13 protein-coding genes are annotated in these 18,536 nt (G+C 71.3%); 6 read left to right on the forward strand and 7 right to left on the reverse strand.

What is annotated here, in order from left to right:
• Positions 1 to 304: 304 nt before the first annotated feature.
• The 3 genes from ACODSY_RS18310 (at position 305) to ACODSY_RS18320 (ending at position 5,345) form a co-directional block, all read left to right on the forward strand.
• Positions 305 to 1,072 (forward strand): sulfite exporter TauE/SafE family protein, encoded by a 768-nt coding sequence (locus ACODSY_RS18310; protein WP_488953284.1) that lies wholly within the window; start codon positions 305 to 307, stop codon positions 1,070 to 1,072.
• A 92-nt stretch (positions 1,073 to 1,164) separates the two neighbouring features.
• A complete protein-coding gene (locus ACODSY_RS18315) occupies positions 1,165 to 4,413 on the forward strand; it encodes a S41 family peptidase (protein ID WP_488953285.1) in 3,249 nt (1,082 codons plus the stop codon).
• A complete protein-coding gene (locus ACODSY_RS18320) occupies positions 4,410 to 5,345 on the forward strand; it encodes a hypothetical protein (RefSeq protein ID WP_488953287.1) in 936 nt (311 codons plus the stop codon). Before ACODSY_RS18315 ends, ACODSY_RS18320 begins: the two co-directional genes overlap by 4 nt.
• 4 nt (positions 5,346 to 5,349) lie before the next feature.
• Here ACODSY_RS18320 and ACODSY_RS18325 read toward each other — a convergent pair whose 3' ends face one another.
• From ACODSY_RS18325 to ACODSY_RS18350, 6 genes are all read right to left on the reverse strand, one after another.
• Positions 5,350 to 6,039: a response regulator gene (locus tag ACODSY_RS18325; RefSeq protein ID WP_488953289.1), complete on the reverse strand. Its 690-nt coding sequence runs from the start codon at positions 6,037 to 6,039 to the stop codon at positions 5,350 to 5,352.
• Positions 6,036 to 8,708 carry a DUF4118 domain-containing protein gene (locus ACODSY_RS18330; RefSeq protein ID WP_488953290.1) on the reverse strand — a complete coding sequence of 891 codons (2,673 nt, stop codon included), beginning with the start codon at positions 8,706 to 8,708 and terminating at the stop codon, positions 6,036 to 6,038. The genes ACODSY_RS18325 and ACODSY_RS18330 overlap by 4 nt, the downstream gene beginning before the upstream one ends.
• Entirely contained in the window at positions 8,705 to 9,301 is a 597-nt protein-coding gene (kdpC, locus tag ACODSY_RS18335) for a potassium-transporting ATPase subunit KdpC (RefSeq protein ID WP_488953291.1), read from the reverse strand. The genes ACODSY_RS18330 and kdpC overlap by 4 nt, the downstream gene beginning before the upstream one ends.
• A 110-nt stretch (positions 9,302 to 9,411) precedes the next feature.
• On the reverse strand, positions 9,412 to 11,406 hold the full coding sequence (kdpB, locus tag ACODSY_RS18340) for a potassium-transporting ATPase subunit KdpB (protein ID WP_488953405.1): 1,995 nt from the start codon (positions 11,404 to 11,406) through the stop codon (positions 9,412 to 9,414).
• Positions 11,407 to 11,498: 92 nt separating this feature from the next.
• Positions 11,499 to 13,208 (reverse strand): potassium-transporting ATPase subunit KdpA, encoded by a 1,710-nt coding sequence (gene kdpA / locus ACODSY_RS18345; protein WP_488953293.1) that lies wholly within the window; start codon positions 13,206 to 13,208, stop codon positions 11,499 to 11,501.
• Positions 13,208 to 13,294 carry a potassium-transporting ATPase subunit F gene (locus ACODSY_RS18350; RefSeq protein ID WP_488953407.1) on the reverse strand — a complete coding sequence of 29 codons (87 nt, stop codon included), beginning with the start codon at positions 13,292 to 13,294 and terminating at the stop codon, positions 13,208 to 13,210. Before ACODSY_RS18350 ends, kdpA begins: the two co-directional genes overlap by 1 nt.
• Positions 13,295 to 13,636: 342 nt before the next feature.
• Between ACODSY_RS18350 and ACODSY_RS18355 the strand changes: the two genes are divergently transcribed.
• From ACODSY_RS18355 to ACODSY_RS18365, 3 genes are all read left to right on the forward strand, one after another.
• Entirely contained in the window at positions 13,637 to 15,229 is a 1,593-nt protein-coding gene (locus ACODSY_RS18355) for an amidase (RefSeq protein WP_488953295.1), read from the forward strand.
• A gap of 157 nt (positions 15,230 to 15,386) precedes the next feature.
• Positions 15,387 to 16,760, forward strand: a complete 1,374-nt coding sequence (locus ACODSY_RS18360; protein WP_488953296.1) for a glycosyltransferase — start codon at positions 15,387 to 15,389, stop codon at positions 16,758 to 16,760.
• Between the two features lie 169 nt (positions 16,761 to 16,929).
• Positions 16,930 to 17,229 (forward strand): hypothetical protein, encoded by a 300-nt coding sequence (locus ACODSY_RS18365; RefSeq protein ID WP_488953297.1) that lies wholly within the window; start codon positions 16,930 to 16,932, stop codon positions 17,227 to 17,229.
• A gap of 63 nt (positions 17,230 to 17,292) precedes the next feature.
• Here the strand turns inward: ACODSY_RS18365 and ACODSY_RS18370 are convergent, their stop codons facing one another.
• Positions 17,293 to 18,528, reverse strand: a complete 1,236-nt coding sequence (locus ACODSY_RS18370) for an acyl-CoA dehydrogenase family protein (RefSeq protein WP_488953298.1) — start codon at positions 18,526 to 18,528, stop codon at positions 17,293 to 17,295.
• Between the last annotated feature and the right edge of the window lie 8 nt (positions 18,529 to 18,536).

Raw genomic sequence — 18,536 nt, forward strand, 5'->3', positions numbered from 1 at the left:
GGCGCAAGCCGCGCGGAAACTCCGTCACGGGCCGGCGAAAAAAGTTTCGGAGAGTGGACCGCGGGGAAGAAGCCGTGGCCGGATGGGGTCAACCCCCGGCTCTTCCCCGCCTTCGACGCAGGTCGCCGCGCGGCACGAGGGCGGCGGAAGACGCATCGGTAGTCCTTGAGCTTGGCTATAGCGGAACCGCGTTCGCCGGGCCCTTCCGCCAAATGTCGCACCCGTCGCCGACACAGGTTCTGGGACAGGCTATAGAGGTTCTGGGCTGGCCCGCCGGGTAGCTTGGCCCTAACAGGCGCCTGGAATGGACCCTGATTTCTGGCTCTTCGCCGCCGTCGGCTTCGCCGCGCAGCTCGTCGATGGCGCGCTGGGCATGGCCTACGGGGTGATCTCGACCTCGGTGCTGCTGAGTCTCGGCGTAACGCCGGCCAACGCCTCGGCCAGCGTGCACGCGGCCAAGGTGTTCACCGGCGCCGCCTCGGGCGCGTCGCACATCTATCACCGCAATATCGACTGGAAGCTCCTGGGCCTGCTCTCGGGCGGCGGCGTGCTGGGCGGTGTGCTGGGCGCCTACGTCCTGACCTCCGTGCCCGGCGAGGCGGTGAAGCCCTATGTGGTCGGCTGGCTGTTCCTCATGGGCCTCGTGATCCTCTACCGCGCCTGGCGGCAGGCGCGGCCAAAGGTCTTCTCCTGGCGTTCGCCCTTCCCGCTCGGACTGGTGGGCGGCTTCTTCGACGCCATCGGCGGGGGCGGTTGGGGTCCCGTTGTGACCAGCTCGCTGATGGGGGCCGGCGCCGATCCCCGCAAGGCCATCGGCACCACCAACGCCGCCGAGATGTTCGTGGCTATCGCCACCTCGGCCGCCTTCCTCGGCAGCCTGCTGAGCGGCCACTGGGAGACCGAGGGCCTCCGCGGGCTGATGTGGTCCCTGGCGGGCCTGATCGCTGGCGGCGTCGTGGCCGCGCCGGTCGCCGGCTGGATGACCAAGGTGCTGCCGCTGCGGCTGTTGACCTGGATCGTGGGCGTGCTGGTCGTGGCCCTGGCGATCTGGCAGGGCGTGGGCCTGCTCTAGAGGCCGTCCCGTGCGCTGAGACGCCGTCTAAGCGCCTGACGCATCCGAAAATTTTGTTACACAGGGACGCTTAAGCTTCGCGAGTTTCGTCCATGAATCACCGCCGCATCGCCGGCCTGCTCGCCGCCGCTGCTTCCGCCGTGGCGCTCCAGGTCCATGCTGCGCCGCGGCCGACCCTGGCCGAACCCTCGCTGTCGCCCGACGGCGCCGAGATCGCCTTCGTCTCTGGGGGCGACATCTGGACCGTCCCTGCGGCCGGCGGCACCGCCAGCCTGCTCGTCACCGACGCAGCCACCGAGGGCCGGCCCCTCTATTCGCCCGACGGACGCGAGCTCGCCTTCACCTCGACGCGCGCCGGCGCGTCGAACGTCTATGTCCTGACGCTCTCCACCGGAAAGCTGCGCCGCGTCACCTTCACCGACGCCAACGAACAGCTCGACGGCTGGTCGCGCGACGGCCGATGGCTCTACATCTCCGGCCCCGCCAACGACGTCGCCCGCCAGAACGACGTCTATCGCGTGGCCGCGACCGGCGGCACGCCGCTGGAGGTGAGCCGCGAGCGCTATCTCAACGAGTTCAACAGCGCCCCCTCGCCCGACGGACAGTCCATCGCCCTGATGGCCAAGGGCATCTCCTCCACCCAGTGGTGGCGCAACGGCCACAGCCACATCGATGAGGCCGAACTCTGGCTGAAGCCCGTCGCCGCGAACGCCCCCTATCGCAGGCTGCTGGGCGCCACGTCCAAGCGCCTGTGGCCCATGTGGAGCGCCGACGGCGCCACGCTGTGGTTCATGAGCGACCAGGGCGGGACCGAGAACCTCTGGCGCATGCCGGCCGCCGGCGGCGCGCCGCAGCAGGTGACCAGGTTCACCGACGGCCGGGTCCTGTTCCCCTCCATCGGCTACGACGGCAAGAGCATCGTCTTCGAGCGTGAGTTCGAGATCTGGAAGCTGGACACCGCCACCGGCGCCGTCGGCCGCGTCCCCATCGCGCTGCGCGGCGCGCCGGCGGCGGCGGGCGAGCGACGCCTGGTCGAGACCAGCTTCCGCAGCCTGTCCGTCTCGCCCGACGGCAAGAAGCTGGCGGTCATCGCCCACGGCGAGGTCTTCGCCGCCCCGGCCAAGGACGGCGGCCAGGCCCAGCGGATCACCGAGACGCCGGGCGCCGAGAGCGATCTGGCCTGGTCCGCCGACAGCCGGAAGCTCGCCTATGTCGCCGAGCGGGGGCGCGTCAGCCAGCTCATGGAGTACGACTTCGCCACGCAGAAGGAGCGCCCGCTTACCCAGGCCTCCGACTTCGACGCCGCGCCGGCGTACTCGCCGGACGGCAAGATGCTGGCCTACGTCCACGGCACGCGGCAGATCCGGGTGATCACGCTGGCCGGCGGCGGCGACCGGGTGCTGTTCGAAGGGGCGCTCGACCGCAACGACGGCTCGCGGCTGGCCTGGTCGCCGGACTCCCGGTGGCTGGCGTTCGGCGTCACCGATCGCAAGTCGTTCCGCAACGTGTGGGTGGCCCCGCTCGCCGGCGGCCAGGCCCAGCCGGTGAGCTTCCTCGCCAATGGCAATGCCGCCGACCAGATCGCCTGGTCGCCCGACGGCAAGTACATCGTCTTCGACAGCGGCCAGCGCAGCGAGCCGGTGAAGATGGTCCGCATCGACCTCCTGCCCAACACGCCCAAATACCGCGAGGACGCCTTCCGCGACCTCTTCAAGGCGACCCCGCCCGGCTCGCCCGCGCCAAAATCGGACCCCAAGGAAAAGTCCCCGGCCGCCAGGCCCAGCGCCTCCGAGGGCGAGGCCAAGGCCGAGGAGGAGGCCAAGGACGACGCGCCGGCCCCCAAGGGCAAGACGCCCGTCGTCCGCATCGTCTTCGAAGGCATCCGCGAGCGCGCCACCTTCATCCCTCTGGGCGGCTCGGCCGAAGAGCCGGTGATCAGCCCGGACGGCAAGACCCTGGTCTACCGCGCCCGCCAGAGCGACCAGCAGAACCTGTTCAGCTACAGCCTGGACGAACTGGCCAAGGAGCCGCCTGCGCCGCAGCAGCTCACCGGCGGCCGCCGGCCCAAGCGCGACTACGCCTTCAGCCCGGACTCCAAGCAGGTCTTCTATCTCGACGGCGGGCGGGTGAGCGCCGTCGCGGTCGAGAGCCCCAAGCCGAAGTTCATCGACGTCACCGGCGAGATGGTCGTCCGCTTCGACGCCGAGAAGCAGGTGGTGTTCGACGAGGCCTGGTCCACCCTGAACCGCGCCTTCTACGACGAGAGGTTCCACGGCCAGGACTGGACGGCGCTGCGCGACCGCTTCGAGCCCTTCGCCCAAGGGGCCCAGACGCCCGACGAACTGCGCCGGGTGATCAACCTGATGATCGGCGAGCTCGACGCCTCGCACTCGGGCGTCAACCGGCCCAGCGAAGGCTTCGGCGCCCAGCCCGCCTCCCGCGTCGGCGACCTCGGCCTCAGGTTCGAGCGCGAGGCCTATGAGGCCGGCCGCGGCCTCGTCGTCCGCGAGGTGATCTCGCTCGGACCGGCCGACATCGAGGGCTCCATCAAGCCGGGCGATGTGCTGACCGCCGTCGACGGCAAGCCGGTCGGTCCGGGGGTCAACCTCGACAGCCTGCTGCTGGACCGCGCCGGCAAGCGCACCGTGCTCACCGTCTCGGGCCGTCAGGCCGTCGTGCGCCCGGTCGCTCCGTCCGTGGCCGCCGGCCTGCTGTACCGCCACTGGGTCAACGACCGCCGCGCCTATGTGGAGAAGGCCAGCGGCGGGCGGCTTGGCTACGTCCACATCCTGGACATGAGCTCCGACAGCTTGGACCAGCTCTACATCGACCTCGACGCCCAGAACCAGGGCAAGGACGGCGTCGTCATCGACGTGCGCAACAACAACGGCGGCTTCATCAACGGCTACGTCCTCGACGTCTTCAGCCGCCGCAACTTCCTGACCATGACCCCGCGCGGCCTGTTCGGCGTGCCCAGCCGCCAGAACCTGGGCCAGCGCGCCCTGGGCCTGCCGACCATCCTGGTGACCAACGAGAGCTCGCTCTCCGACGCTGAGGATTTCACCGAGGGCTACCGCTACCTGGGCCTGGGCAAGGTGGTGGGCGTGCCCACCGCCGGCTGGATCATCTACACCGGCGCCCAGCCGCTGATCGACGGCTCGTCGGTGCGCGTGCCGTTCATCCGCATCCAGGGCGCCGACGGCAAGGATATGGAGCTCAACCCGCGGCCGGTGGACATCACCGTGGAGCGGCCGCTGGGCGAGACCCTGGCCGGCCGGGACAGCCAGCTCGACGCCGCCGTGGCCGAGCTGCTGAAGGGCCTCGGCGGGGCCCGGCCATGACGCCCATCGACTCCGGCGAACGCCTGGAGCTGGCGTGGCGCACCGCGTCGCTGGCCATGGACTTCGTGCTCGACATGGAGGCCGCCAGCCGCAACACCAGCGACCTGGTGAACGGCCTGCTGTTCGCGGCCATCCAGTCGGCCAATGTCGCGGCGATCAGCGCCGATCCCCAGCTCCAGCTCCGCTACGCGATGCTGTCCGACACTCCGCCCACGGACGATCTTCGCCGTCCGGTCAGCGTCAACGCGATCGCCCAGTCGCTGCGGATGCCCTTCGAGACCGCGCGGCGCCGGGTGCACGGCCTGGCGAAGCTCGGCGTCCTGGACGTCACCGCCAAGGGGGTCCTGGTCACCCAGCGCACCCTGGGCCACCCGATGTTCCTGACCAACGTCTTCCTGCGCCACGACCATCTGAAGGCCTTCTACCTGCGCATGATCGGCCTGGATCTCTTCGTCCTCCCGCCGCCCGCCGACCTCCCGGCGTGGCGCGAGCCGCCGGTGCGGCTCACCAACCGGCTGATCTGGGAATACATGCTGCGCGCGGCTGACGGCCTGGGCGCGCTGGTGGGCGACACCACCAACGGCCTGATCCTACTGGCCATGGTCCGCGAGAACACCGAGGGGTTCACCCCGGCCCAGATGGCCGCCTGGGCCGCGGATCCGCTGGCGCACGCCCGGCCCGTGCGCAACGGCCGCCTGGCCGGGCGGCTGAACCTGTCCACCGAGACGCTGCGCCGCTACGTCATCAGGCTGGCCGATCAGGGATTGTGCCTGCGTGGTCCCCACGGCCTGGCCGCCATCGCCCCGCCGGGTTTCCGCGAACGCCTGGACCACCTGGTCCTCGACAACTACGGCAACCTCCAAAGGCTCTTGACCCGCCTTCGCCAATTCGGCGTGGGCGCCATGTGGGAGGCCGAGGCGCTGGCCGCCTGACGGCTCACGCCATCCAGCGGTACCCGACGCCCGGCTCGGTGAGGATCAGGGCCGGCGCCGACGGGTCGGGCTCGATCTTCTGGCGGAGCTGGCCCACGAACACCCGCAGGTACTGAACGTCGTGCTCGTGCGCCGGTCCCCAGACGGCCGTCAGCAGTTGGCGGTGCGTCACCACCTTCCCGGCCCCCTTCACCAGCTGGGCAAGCAGGTCGTACTCGCGCGGCGACAGGCGGATCGCCTCGCCGGCCCGGGTCACCAGCCGCTTCACCAGGTCGACGGTGAGGTCGCCCACCGTCACCACGGGCTCGGCGCCCTGGTCGCGTAGCCGGTGGCGCAGCGCCACCCGCAGCCGGGCCAAGAGCTCGCCCACCCCGAACGGCTTCTCCACATAGTCGTCGGCGCCCAGGTCCAGCGCATCGATCTTCTCGGTCTCCCGGTCGCGCGCCGACAGGATCAGGATGGGCCCCGCATAGAACGCCCGCGCCCTCTGGAGCGCGTCTTTGCCGTCCATGTCGGGCAGGCCCAGGTCCAGCACCACCGCGTCGGGCGCCTTGCGCGCGATCTCCTTCAGGCCATCGGCCGCCGTCTCGGCGCGCACCGGCTCGTAGCCCGCCGCGTCCAGCGCCGGCCCCAGGAACCGGTGGATTTGCGGCTCGTCGTCGATGACGAGGATGCGGGGCTTGTGGTCGCTCAAAGAAAGCCTCCGGGCGTGGCCCGCTCCTTGGGCAGGCTGATCAGGATGCGCGTCCCGCGGCCGTCGTGGATCGGGCTGGCCGCCGCGATACGCCCGCCCATGGCCTCCACGAAGCCCTTGGCGATGGCAAGCCCCAGGCCCGCGCCCTTGCCGCGATCCGTGGACTCCTCCATCCGCCGGAACTTCTCGAACACCCGCTCCAACTCGGGCGTCGGGATGCCTCGGCCCTCGTCCTCGATCGAGATCACCACATTGCCCCGGTCCTCATAGGCCGCCACCTCGATCGTCGTGCCGTCCGGGCTGTAGGCGATGGCGTTCTCCAGGATGTTGACCAGCGCCTGCTCCAGCAGCGAGGGGTCGGCCATCACCAGGGTCACCTGATCGGGGAAGTCCCAGGTCACCTTGCGGGTCTCGACCCGTCGTCGCACCCGTTCCACCGCCGCGCGCAGCACGTCGCGCACGTCGGTCCAGTCGCGCCGGGTGACCAGCGCCCCGCCCTCCAGCCGCGTCATGTCCAGCAGGTCACCGACGTAGCGGTTCAGCCGCTCGGCCTCCTCGCGGATCGAGACCAGCAGGTCCTCGCGCACCTTGGCGGTCAGCGACTTGCCGTAGTCGATCAAGGTGGTCACCGACCCCAGCACGGTGGACAGCGGCGTGCGCAGGTCGTGGCTCACCGAGTTCAGCAGCGCCCCACGCAGTCGGTCGGTCCGGCGCAGCGCCTCCGCGTCGGCCGCCGCCGCGGCGAACTCCGCCCGCTCCAGCGCCACGGCCCCCTGGTCCAGCAAGGCCGCCACGAACCGCTCGCCGTCCTCGGTGGCGATCGCCTGCGGCTCGATGCCGACCACCCCCGCGCGCGCCTTCACGCCCTGCAGCGGCCGGAAGGTCCAGGCCGCGTTGGGCAGGGTGCCTGTACCGACCCCGGCCGCCTCGCCCTTCTCCCAGGCCCAGCGCGCCGCCGCCATGTCGCCGGCCGACAGGGCGTCCAGCGCCGGCGAGGCGGCGGTGAGGGCCAGGTCGTCGCCCGCCGGCGTCAGCACCACGGCCTTGCAGCCGGTCGCCGCCGCCAGCTGCTCGGCAAGCGCCGTCGCCGCATCCTCGGCCTTGGCCGCCGACGACAGCCTGCGCGTCGCCGCCAGCACGGCCGAGATCGCCGAGGCCCGCCGCGCCGTCGCCCGCGCCTGGTCCCGCACCCGGCCCGCCAGCCAGCCCGTGGTCAGCGCCACGGCGAAGAACACCGCGAAGGTCAGCACGTCGGCCGGGTGGCCAATGTTCACCGTCAGCCGCGGCTCGAGGAAGAAGAAGTTGTAGGCGAACGCCGAAGCCGCCGCCGCCAGCACCGCCGGCCACAGCCCGAACGCCAGGCCCGAGACCAGCACGCTCAGCATGAACACCATGGCCAGGTTCGCGCTCTCGACGTAGCGGTCGACCAGCATCGCCAGGCCGCCGGCCAGGCCGACAGAAGCCAGCGCGCCGAGATGCCCGCGCCAGGGCATGTCGCGCAGGCTGGGCGGCGGCCGGCGCTCGGGCGCGGCGGGCTCCGGCGTCTCGGTGATCACGTGCAGCGCCGCGCCGCTGACGTCCTCCAGCAGCGCCCGGATCAGGGTCCGCCGGAACGGCAGCGGACGGCGGCCGCTCTTGCCCAGGACGATCTGGGTCATGTTGTTGCGCCGGGCGAACTCCAGCACCGAGGCCACCAGGTCGTCGCCGGTCAGGGTCACGGTCGCCCCGCCCAGTTGCTCGGCCAGCTTCAGCGCCTCGCGCAGCTTCTGCGCGCCCATGGCCGAGGTCGGCCGCGCGTTCGGCCGCTCCACGTGGGCCACCGTCCACGGCGCGTCCATCATCATGTCCGACAGCCGCCGGCCCGCCCGCACCAGCGAGCCCGCCATGGCGTCGGGCCCCACCAGCACCAGGATCCGTTCGCCCGCCGCCCAGGGACCCTCGACGCCCGCGCGCTTCATCGCCCCGATGAGCTGGTCGTCCACCGCCTGCGCCGCCCGCCGCAGCGCCAGTTCGCGCAGCGCCGTCAGGTTCTCCACCTTGAAGAATCGGTCCGCCGCCAGCCGGGCCGTCTCCGGCAGGTAGACCTTCCCCTCGGCCATCCGCTCGCGCAGCTCGGCGGGCGTGATGTCGATCAGCTCGATCTCGTCGGCGTTGGACAGCGCCAGGTCCGGCACCGTCTCGCGCTGGCGCACGCCGGTGATCTTCCAGACCACGTCCACCAGGCTCTCCAGGTGCTGGACGTTCAGCGTCGTCCAGACGTCGATGCCGGCGGCGAGCAGTTCGTCCACGTCCTGCCAGCGCTTGGGATGCCGCGAGCCCGGCGCGTTCGAGTGCGCGTATTCGTCGACCAGCAGCAGCTCGGGCTTGCGCGCCAGGGCCCCATCCAGGTCGAACTCCAGCAACGTCCGGTCGCGGTAGTCGATCGGCCTGCGCGCCATCACTTCCAGACCGCGCAGCAGCGCCTGCGTCTCCTTGCGGCCGTGGCTCTCCACCACGCCCACCACGACGTCGCCGCCCTCGGCCTTTCGGCGTCGGGCGGCGCGCAGCATCTCGTAGGTCTTGCCGACCCCCGGCGACATGCCGAGGAACACCTTCAGGCGTCCCCGCCCCTGCCGTTCGGCGGCCAGCAGGGCGTCGGGGTCGGGCCGCAGCGGCTCCTCGGGGCTCATCGCGCCGGAAGTTGCGCCGCCGGGAACGCCGCGTCGAGCGCCAGATTGGTCTGCAGCACATTGACCGCTGGCTGCCCCAGCACGCCCAGGACGGGCGCACGGGTGTTCCGGTCGATCACCTGCTCGACCTGCGCCGCCGTCACGCCCCGCGCCGCCGCGATCCGGGCCGCTTGGCGCCGCGCGTTGGCCGGGGAGACGTCGGGGTCCAGACCCGAGCCCGAGGTGGTCACCGCGTCGGCGGGGATCGGCGCGGCGTTCCCGGTTCGCAGCTCGGCGGCCGCCTTGCCGATCCGCTCCGAGAGCGCCGGGTTCAACGGCCCCAGGTTCGAGCCCGACGAGCCGGCGGCGTCATAGCCGTCCGCCCCGGCGGCCGACGGCCGCGGATGCAGGTACTCGGGCCGGGCGAAGTTCTGGGCGATCAGCCGCGAGCCGATCACCTGCCCGGCGTGATCGCGGACCAGACTGCCGCCGGCCTGGGCCGGGAAGGCCAACTGGCCGATCCCGGTCACCGCCAGCGGATAGGCCACGCCCAGAAGCAGGGTGAAGAACAGCGTCGCCACGACGGCGGCTCGGGCTTGCGCGAGATAGGTCATCGGAAGGGTCCTTCCAATTCAGAGAGGGCGGTCGGCGAACAGCGCGACCACGAGCATCAGGAGGATCAGGCCGCCGCTCACCACGGCGGCCCGCACGAGTTGGGCGTCCATCAGGCCAGCCCCAGCCCGGCCACGACGACGTCGATCAGCTTGATGCCGATGAACGGGGCCACCAGGCCGCCCAGGCCGTAGACGAGGAGGTTCCGCTGCAGCAGGCGCCCTGCGCCGATGGCCCGGTACTTCACGCCCCTCAGCGCCAGCGGGATCAGCGCCACGATGATCAGCGCGTTGAAGATCACCGCCGACAGGATCGCGCTCTTCGGGCTGGCCAGCCCCATGACGTTGAGCGCGCCCAGCGCCGGCAGGGCCACCACGAAGATCGCCGGGATGATCGCGAAGTACTTGGCCACGTCGTTGGCGATGGAGAAGGTGGTCAGGGCGCCGCGGGTGATCAGCATCTGCTTCCCGGTCTCGACGATCTCGATGACCTTGGTCGGGTCACTGTCCAGGTCGACCATGTTGCCGGCCTCGCGGGCGGCCTGGGCGCCGGTCTGCATCGCCACGCCGACGTCCGACTGGGCCAGGGCCGGGGCGTCGTTGGCGCCGTCGCCGCACATGGCCACCAGGCGGCCCTTGCCCTGCTCGGTGCGGATCAGCCGCAGCTTATCCTCGGGCGTGGCCTCGGCCAGGAAGTCGTCGACGCCGGCCTCCGAAGCGATGGCCGCGGCGGTCACCGGGTTGTCGCCGGTGATCATCACGGTGCGCAGGCCCATGCGGCGCAGGTCGGCGAACCGCTCCTTCACGCCCGGCTTCACCACGTCCTTCAGGTGGATCACGCCCACCAGGGCGCCGTCCTCGCTCACCGCCAGCGGCGTGCCGCCCGACCGCGCGATCCGGTCGACGCTCGCGGCCACGTCGGCCGGCACGTCAGCCGCCGTCAGGTCCAGCGACTTCAGCACCGCGTCCACCGCCCCCTTGCGCCACGACTTGCCGCCGGCGTTCAGGCCTGACTGCCGCGTGGTGGCCGAGAACGCGATCACCTCGCCGCCAGCAGGCGCCTCGCCCGCCTGGCCCAGGTTGCGGGCCAGCTCGACAATGGAGCGGCCCTCGGGCGTCTCGTCGCCCAGCGAGGCCATCAGCGCCGCCTCCAGCGCCCGCTCGGGCCGCACGCCGGGCGCCGGGATCACCTCGGTCGCCATGCGGTTGCCGAACGTGATGGTGCCGGTCTTGTCCAACAGCAGCGTGTCCACGTCGCCGGCGGCCTCCACGGCCCGGCCCGAGGTGGCCAGGACGTTGACCTTCAAGAGCCGGTCCATCCCCGCGATGCCCACCGCCGACAGCAGCCCGCCGATGGTCGTCGGGATCAGGCAGACGAACAGCGCGCCCAGCACCACCGGGTCCAGCTTCACGCCGGAATAGGCGCCCAGGCCCAGCAAGGTCACCACCGCGATCAGGAACACCAGCGTCAGCCCCGCCAGCAGCACCGCCAGCGCGATCTCGTTCGGCGTCTTGCGCCGGTCGGCGCCCTCGACCATGGCGATCATCCGATCGAGGAAGGTCTGCCCCGCCTCGGACGTGATGCGCACCTTGATCCAGTCCGAGACCACCGTGGTGCCGCCGGTGACGGCGCTGCGGTCTCCGCCGCTCTCGCGGATCACCGGCGCGCTCTCGCCCGTGACCGCCGCCTCGTTGACCGAGGCCACGCCCTCGACGATCTCGCCGTCGGCCGGGATCACGTCGCCCGCCTCCACCAGCACGATCTCGCCGACGCCCAGCTTGTGCGCGGGGGTGGGGACGATCACGCCGCGCTCCGCGTCCACCAGCAGCTTGGCCTTGGTGGTCACCCGGGCGGCGCGCAGGCTGTCGGCCGCCGCCTTGCCGCGCCCCTCGGCCACGCTCTCGGCGAAGTTGGCGAACAGCACGGTCGCCCACAGCCAGATGGCCATCTGCAGCGAGAACACCCAGTCGCCGCCGCGGGCGATCTGCAGCACCGTCGAGAGGGTGGCCAGGATCGCCACGATCTCGGTGGCGAAGATCACGGGATTTCCAGTCAGCTTGCGGGGGTCCAGCTTGACGAAGGCGTCGCGCGCCGCGCGGGCCAGCATGGGCCCCGAGAAGCTGCTGGCCAGGGCGTTGGCCTTGCGGCGCGGCCCACCCAGGGAGGTGGTGGTTTCGGTCATGTGAGGATGTCCCAGGATCAGCACTGCGCGACGGCCTGGAGCGCCTGGAAGTGCTCCACGATCGGGCCGAGGGCGAGGGCCGGGAAGAACTGCAGGCCGCCCATGATCAGGATCACCCCAATCAGGAGGCCGATGAACAGCGGGCCGTCGGTGGGGAACGTCCCCGTGGTGGCGGCCAGCTTGGGCTTGGCGGCCAGCGAGCCGGCGATGGCCAGCACCGGGATGGCGTAGGCGAACCGGCCCAACAGCATCGCGATCCCCAGCGTCGTGTTCCACCAGGGGGTGTTGGCGCTGAGGCCGGCGAAGGCCGAACCGTTGTTCCCCGCCGCCGAGGAGTAGGCGTAGAGGATCTCCGACAGGCCGTGCGCGCCCGGATTGGCCAGGCCCTTCAGCGCGACCGGCAGCACCGCCGCCGCCGCCGAGAAGCCGAGGATCGCCAGCGGCAGGATCAGCACCGCCAGCATGGCGTACTTGATCTCGCGGGCCTCCACCTTCTTGCCCAGGTACTCGGGCGTGCGCCCGACCATAAGGCCGGCGACGAACACCGCGATCAGCGCCATCACCACCATGCCGTAGAGGCCCGACCCGACCCCGCCGGGCAGGATCTCGCCCAGCTGGATCAGGAACATCGCCATGCCGCCCCCCAGCGGCATCAGGCTGTCGTGCATGGCGTTCACGCCGCCGTCCGACGCACCGGTCGTGGCCGCGGCCCAGATGGCGGTGGATGGCGCGCCGAAGCGGACCTCCTTCCCCTCCATGTTGACCGAGGCGTCGACGTTGTGAGCCGCAAGCGCCGGCGCCGTCTGCGTTTCCGCGGCATAGATTACGCCCGCGCCGGCGCCGACCAGGATCACCATCACCGCCGCCAGCGCGCGGGCTTCCTTGCCGGCCAGCACGACCCGGCCGAAGGCGATCACGCAGGCCAGGCTGAGCGCGTTCATCGAAACGATCTCGATGAGGTTGGTCCAGGCGTTGGGGTTCTCGAACGGGTGCGAGGAGTTGGCGTTGAAGATCCCGCCGCCGTTGGTGCCGAGTTGCTTGATCGCTTCCTGGCTGGCCGTTGGATAGAGCGCGATGGTCTGCTGGCCGCCCTCGACCGTGTGCGCCGTGACGTTGGCCAGAAGGCTCTGCGGCTCGCCCAAGCCCACATAGACCACGGCGATCACCAGCGAGATCGGCAGCAGGACGTAGAGGCTGATCCGGGTCAGATCGACCCAGAAGTTCCCCAGGCCCTCGCCGCGGTTCGCCGCGAACGCACGGGCCACCACCGCCGCCAGCGACATGCCGGCCGCGGCCGACAGGAAGTTGTGCGAGGTCAGCCCGGCCATCTGCGAGAAGGTGGAGAGCGTCTGTTCGGGGACGTACGACTGCCAGTTGGTGTTGGAGACGAAGCTGACCGCCGTGTTGAACGCCAGGTGCGGCGAGAGCCCCGCGAACCCCTGAGGGTTCAGCGGCAGCAGGTTCTGGAACCGCAAGATCAGGTACAGCACCACGAAGCTGGCGGCCGAGAAAGCCAGGAAGCTCGCGGCGTAGCTCAGCCACGCCTGGCTCCGATCGGCCTTCACGCCGCAGGCCGCGTAGACCCCGCGCTCGACCGGCCGCAGCACGGGGTCGAGCCAGGTGCGCTCGCCCTGCCAGACACGCGCCAAGTAGAGCCCCAGGGGAATGGCGCAGGCCACCACCGCGGCCAGCGTCAGGGCGATCTCCGCCCAGCCGGAGGCGTCCATCAGAACTTCTCCGGCTTGATCAGCGCGGCCAGCATGTAGCCGCCGATGACGAGGGCGCCCGCGCCCCAGATCAGGATCTCGGCCATCACAGGCGCCTCAGGGCGGCCGCATAGACGCCGAACAGCGCGAAGGCCCCGAGGCCCAGCGCCAGGAAGACGATGTCGATCATGTCGGTCTCACGCGCCGGACGACGGGCCCGGCTTCGACGCCGGTTGTCGCGCCGCCGGCCGTCAAATCGCGAGACGGGAGTCCGGCCCCGGACATAAGGGCCGCATAAAGGTCCGCGGTCGCCCCTGGCCATCAATCGTGACCATTGGTCCGCTCATCCTGGCGAATGCCGGGATGAGCGGGTTGAATAGCCCAGCCCACCCGCTGGCGCCCGCCCGCGCAGCCGCTACAACAGGCGCTCACGCTCGGGGGAGTTCAGCATGTTCCGGTCCGCCGCCCTCGCCATGGGCTTCGCCGCCCTGGCCGCCACGGCCCAGGCGCAGTCCCTCAGCCCCTACGCCTCGGCCGGCGAGCAGCAGGCGGCCCTCACCGACGGTCGCGTGACCTCGGAGCAGCTCGTCCGAACCTACCTCGAACGCATCGAGCGCATCGACCGCGCCGGGCCCAAGCTCAACGCGGTGATCGCCCTCAACCCCGACGCCCTGGCCGACGCCCGGCGCCTCGACGCCGAGCGCCGCGCGGGCAAGGTGCGCGGCCCGCTGCATGGCTTGCCGATCCTGCTGAAGGACAATATCGAAACCGCCGGTCCGACACCGACCACCGCCGGCTCCCTCGCGCTCGCCGCCAACGTCACCGGCCGCGACGCCCCGATCGTCCGGCGCCTGACCGAGGCGGGCGCCATCGTCCTCGGCAAGACCAACCTCTCCGAATGGGCCAACTTCCGCTCCACCCGCTCCATCAGCGGCTGGAGCGCCGTGGGCGGGCTGGTGCGCAACCCCTATTCCCTGGACCGCACCGCCTGCGGCTCCTCCTCCGGCTCGGGCGCCGCCGTCGCGGCGGGCCTGGCGGCCTTCGCCATCGGCACCGAGACCGACGGCTCGGTCACCTGCCCGGCGGCCATGAACGGCGTGGTCGGCCTGAAACCCACCGTGGGCCTCGTCGCCCGCACCCACATCGTCCCGATCTCGCCCGAGCAGGACACCGCCGGCCCGATGACCCGCACCGTCGCCGACGCCGCGGCCATGCTCAACGTCATCGCCGGCAGCGAGGCCTCCGACCCCGCCACCAAGGACGCCGACGCCAAGACGTCCAACTACCTGGCGGGCCTGAAGCGCGACGCGCTCAAGGGCGCCCGCATCGGCGTCTGGTTCTCGTGGAAGGGCCGCTCGCCCCAGACCGACGAAGTCTTCGCCGCGGCGTTGAAGGCGCTGGAGGCCCAGGGCGCGGCGCTGGTCGAGATCAAGGGGCCGGACGACGCCACCATGGCCAAGATCGGCGAGCTGGAGGGCGACGTCCTGCGCACCGAGTTCAAGGCCGCGCTGAACGACTACCTGGCCGCCACGCCCGCCGCCGTTAAGGCCCGAACCCTGGAAGACCTGATCGCCTTCGACAGGGCCGAGCCCCGCGAACTCTCGCTCTTTGGCCAGGAGATCTTCGAGGCCGCCCAGGCCAAGCCGCCGATCACCGACCCGGCCTACAAGGAAAAGCGCGCGGTCGCCCGCAAGCTGGCGCGCGAGGCGCTCGACAGGATGCTCGTGGACAACAAGCTGGACGCCATCGTCTCGCCCAGCGGCGGCCCGCCCTCGATCGTCGACCCGGTGAACGGCGGCCCCTTCTTCGGTTCGCCCTCCCGGCTGCCGGCGGTGTCGGGCTATCCGCACCTCACCGTCCCCGCCGGCTACGCCAGCGGCCTCCCCGTCGGGATCTCGTTCCTCGGCCCCGAATGGTCCGAGGCCAGGCTGCTGGCCCTGGGCTACGCCTTCGAACAGGCCACCCGCGCCCGCCGCGAACCCGAGTTCCTGCCCGACGTCGCCGCCCGCCCCGAAATCGCCCGCGCCTACGACCCGCGCTAGCCGCTGCAACCTCCACACCCGCCACGGGTTACGCGCCTGCCGGAGATCCGACTGGAGGGAGCCATCGCCATGATTGCGCGCGCGGAGCGCGACGGCCTTGAAAGCGCCGCCGTAAGCCATGACATCCACGCCCAGCCGGTTAGACTGGCCCCGCTGCTTGACCGGAAGGGATTCCCCGCTGGCCCCGCTGAGGAAGAGACGACCGATCCGCCGCGCGACCCTTAAGGCCCTCAAGGCCAAGGTCGTCCGCCCGGAATCGTCGGCCGATCTGTTCAACGCCGCCGCCAGCAGCATCATCGCACGGAGATCGGGCCGCGTGTTCGACGCCACCGCCCCCAGGTACGCCAACCTCATCCGCCTCGACCCCGAGGCGGCGGCCGCGCCGGCCGAGCCGCACGGCGGCGCGGGCTTCCACCTGATCGACACGACCATGATGTACGCGCCCCAGTCCGGCGGCGTGAAACGCTACCTGATGGCCAAGCGCGCCTGGCTGGCCAAGCGCCGTCCCGACGTGCGCCACACCCTGGTCGTGCCCGGCGCGCGCACCCGCGCGGATGCCGACGGCATCGTGAGCGTCGCCGCCACCCGCCTGCCTTTCGGCAACGGCTATCGGATGCCCGCCAGCCTGACCAAGTGGGAGACCGTCCTGCGCCTGCTGGAGCCCGACGTGATCGAGGCGGGAGACGTCTTCGTGCCCGGCCACGCCGCGCTCTACGCCGGCGACGCCCTGGGCGTGCCGGTGGTCGGTTTCTGCCACACCGACGCCGCCGCCCTGGCCGCCCTGCACTTCGGCGAGTGGGCCGAGGCGCCCACCTTCAGCTTCTGGGCCCAGGCTTACCAGCGCTTCGACCACGTGGTGGCCCCCAGCCGCCACATGGCCGCCCGCCTGGCCGACGCTGGCGTCCACCGGATGTCGATCCAACAGCTCGGCGTCGACACCGCCCTCTTCCATCCCGAGCGCGGCGATCGCCAGAAGCTGCTGCGCAGGCTGGGCCTGCCGTCCGAGACGCGCCTGCTGGTCTTCGCCGGCCGCCCGGCGCGCGAAAAGAACATCGATTCCATGGTGGCCGCGGTCGAGCGCCTCGGCGCGCCCTACAAGCTGCTGCTGATCGGCGCCGGCGACAACGCAGCCTGGTCGCCCAGCGTGATCAGCCTCGACTTCGAGAAGGACCCCGTCCGCCTGGCCGCCCTGCTCGCCTCGTGCGACGCGGCCCTGCACGCCAACGAGAACGAGATCTTCGGCCTCTTCGTGCTGGAGGCCATGGCCGCCGGCCTGCCCGTGATCGGCTCGCATCGCGGCGGCGTGGGCGAACTCATCGACGCTTCCGTCGGCCAGCCGGCCCGCAACGTCGAGCCGGGCGGCCTGGCCGAGGCCATCGAGGCCCTGTTCGCCCGCGACATGGCCGCCCTCTCCCAGGCCGCACGCCGCCGCGCCGAGACCCGCCACGGCTGGGACGCCACCTTCGAGGCGCTCACCCGCCTCTACGGCACGCTGATCGCCGACCGCGAACCCCTGGCGCTCACGGCGTAGCGGGCGGGCGAAGGCCGCTCCACTTGATCGGCGTCAAGGCGCCGCTGGCGCCCCTGCGCGACACGCATCGTTCGAACACTGGAAATCGAGCGCGCCCCTGACCGTCGCATCTCGTCGCATCGCACGCGTCGCCGGTCCGACCGCCATCGCCTTGGCGGTGACGGAGTCGATGAACATGCACATCTTCGCCGCCCAGACGGCGCCCGTCGTGTACCTCAACGGCGCGATCCTCTTCGCGGCAGGCGTGGCCATGGTCCAGGCGCACAACCGCTGGACCTGGGGCTGGCCCCTGCTCGTGACCCTGACGGGCTGGGGCGTGACGGCCCTCGGCCTGGTCCGCATGATCGCGCCGGGCGCGCCCCAGGCGGGCGAAGGCCCGATGACCAGCGCCATCTTCGTCGCGCTCTTCGTGCTCGGCGGATGGCTTTCGTACCTGGGCTATCGGAGCAGCGGCGGGCGCATGGGTTGAACCCGGCGAGCGAAGTCCCGCTACCGCGCCAGCGCCGCCGTGCGCGTCTTGAGCTCCATGGCCTCACCGCCCCGTCGGCAGGTCCTTGAACGGCACGTCCTTGTCCACGCGGATGTCGCCCGGCAGGCCCAGCACGCGCTCGGCGATGATGTTCTTCAGGATCTCGTCCGTGCCGCCGGCGATCCGCAGGCCCGGCGCGCTCATCAGCGAGGCGTGGAACGCCCCGTTCAGCGGGCTCAGCGCCGGGTCGTTGATGATGCCGTACTGGTCCAGCAGCTCCACCATCGCGTTGCCCAGGTCCTGCATCTGCATCGCCGAGACCACCTTGCCGATCGAGCTCTCCGGCCCCGGCGTCTGGCCGCGACTCAGCGCGGTCATCGTGCGGTTGCGGGTGTGCTCCAGACCCTTGGTCGCCACGTACCAGTCGGCCAGCTTCTCGCGCACCGCCTGGTCCTTCAGCACCGGCCCGCCGTCCAGCCCGGTGATGCCCCGCGCCGCCTCGAGGAAATGGCTCCAGCCGGCGCCGCTCGGCCCGCCCACCGCCAGCCGCTCGTTCATCAGCGTGACCAGGCTCACCTTCCAGCCGTCGTTCACCGCGCCCAGCCGCTGGCTGTCCTTCACCCGCACGTTGGTGAAGAACACCTCGTTGAAGCCCGAACCGCCCGACATCTGGTGGATCGGCCGCACCTCGATCCCCGGGTCCTTCATGTCGACCCAGAACATCGTCATGCCCTTGTGCTTGGGCGCGTCCGGGTCGGTGCGCACGACGACGATGCCGAAGTCCGAGAACTGCGCCCCCGTCGTCCACACCTTCTGGCCCGAAATCAGCCAGTCGCCCGAGCCGTCGTCGGCCTTAACCGCCTTGGTGCGCGCCGCCGCCACGTCCGACCCGCCCGACGGCTCGGAGAACAGCTGGCACCAGATCTCCTCGCCCTTCAGCGCCGGCCCCACGAACCGCGACTTGGTCTCGTCGTCGGCGAAGGCCATCACGGTCGGCACGCACATGCCCAGCCCGATCTGGAACGGGTTGGGCGGCACCGGATACTTCGCCTCCTCGGCGTTGAAGATCACCTGCTGGATCGGCGTGCCCCCCGGCCCGCCCCAGGCCTTGGGCCAGGTGATCTGCGCATAGCCGGCCGCCGCCTTCTTGGCCTGCCACGCCTTGGACGCCGGCATGGTGTCCCGGCTTCCGCCTTCCAGGTCGTCGCCTCCGACGGCCTGCTTCGGCGCATTGGCCTCCAGCCACGCGCGAACCTCGGCGCGATAGGCCGCTTCCTCGGGAGAGTCGTTGAAGTCCATTTCCGTCG

The organism is Phenylobacterium sp. FG114, assembly GCF_057809855.1.